Source organism: Steroidobacter gossypii, from assembly GCF_016801985.1.
GTDB classification, from domain to species: Bacteria; Pseudomonadota; Gammaproteobacteria; order Steroidobacterales; family Steroidobacteraceae; genus Steroidobacter; species Steroidobacter gossypii.
The window spans coordinates 1-937 of the sequence record NZ_JAEVLS010000026.1 but is presented as its reverse complement, the minus strand read 5'-3'; the positions used below and the strand labels follow the sequence as shown (position 1 = coordinate 937).

Sequence of the window (937 nt, the reverse complement as noted above, 5' to 3'; positions counted from 1 at the left end):
AACGGATCGCGCACGAATCGCTCCGCCGTCAGCGACGCCCGGTTCAGATACCCGCGCGCTACGCCGGCTCCGCCAATGTACAGCTCCCCAGACACTCCAATCGGAACCGGCTGCAGATGACGGTCCAAGATGTACACGCGCCGGTTCGGCATCGATCGGCCAATGTGAGGCTCGCTTCGATCGCCGTTTAGATGCGCCGCCGTCGTGTCCACCGTGCTCTCGGTGGGGCCGTAAACGTTGAAGAAATCCGTCTGAGCGCTTTTCGACAGGCAGTTCCACAGCTCCGGATCGATCGGCTCGCCTCCGATCAACACCAAGCGCAAACCAGGCGTTGTGAGCAATCCTGCTGAGATCCACGACTTCAGTTGCCATGGAGTGCAGTCGATGGCGTCGACCTGATGCATGGCAACGAATTTCAACAGTAGCCCTGCATCCCAACGCGCATCGTCTGGAACCAGGACCAGCGCGCGTCCTGACAACAATTGCACTAGCTGCTTGACGGATGCATCGAAGTTTATCGATGCATTCACCGCCACTCGCGAGCAGCCGGGCTGGTATTCGTAGATCTGCTCAAGGCCCTGCCATAGGCTGCTTACGTTGCGATGCTCGATCATCACCCCTTTGGGCCGCCCGGTCGAACCCGACGTATATATGACATATACAAGATGATCCGAGCGCAGACCAATCTCATCTGTAGCTATGTTGGCGTCAGGCAGCTGCTTGATCTCGTCCCAGCAAACATCCAATTCGATCGTTTCAAGGGCTGTAATAGCTACACCTCTTTGAAGTCGTGACTGCGTGAGCAGCACCCGCGGCGCCGCATCCTCCAGCATGTGCTGCAGCCGTTCGGCCGGATAGTTCGGATCCAATGGCACATAGGCGCCACCGGCCTTCAGTATCCCCAGCAATCCGATCACCATCTCCAGGCTGCGCTCGA

The 937-nt window shown here is 58.3% G+C and carries 1 protein-coding gene; it reads right to left on the bottom strand.

Annotated features, from left to right (window positions below; genetic code table 11):
- Window positions 1-920: AMP-binding protein (locus JM946_RS29875; protein ID WP_230980109.1), on the bottom strand; the 920-nt coding region annotated here is incomplete at its 3' end.
- Between the last annotated feature and the right edge of the window lie 17 nt (window positions 921-937).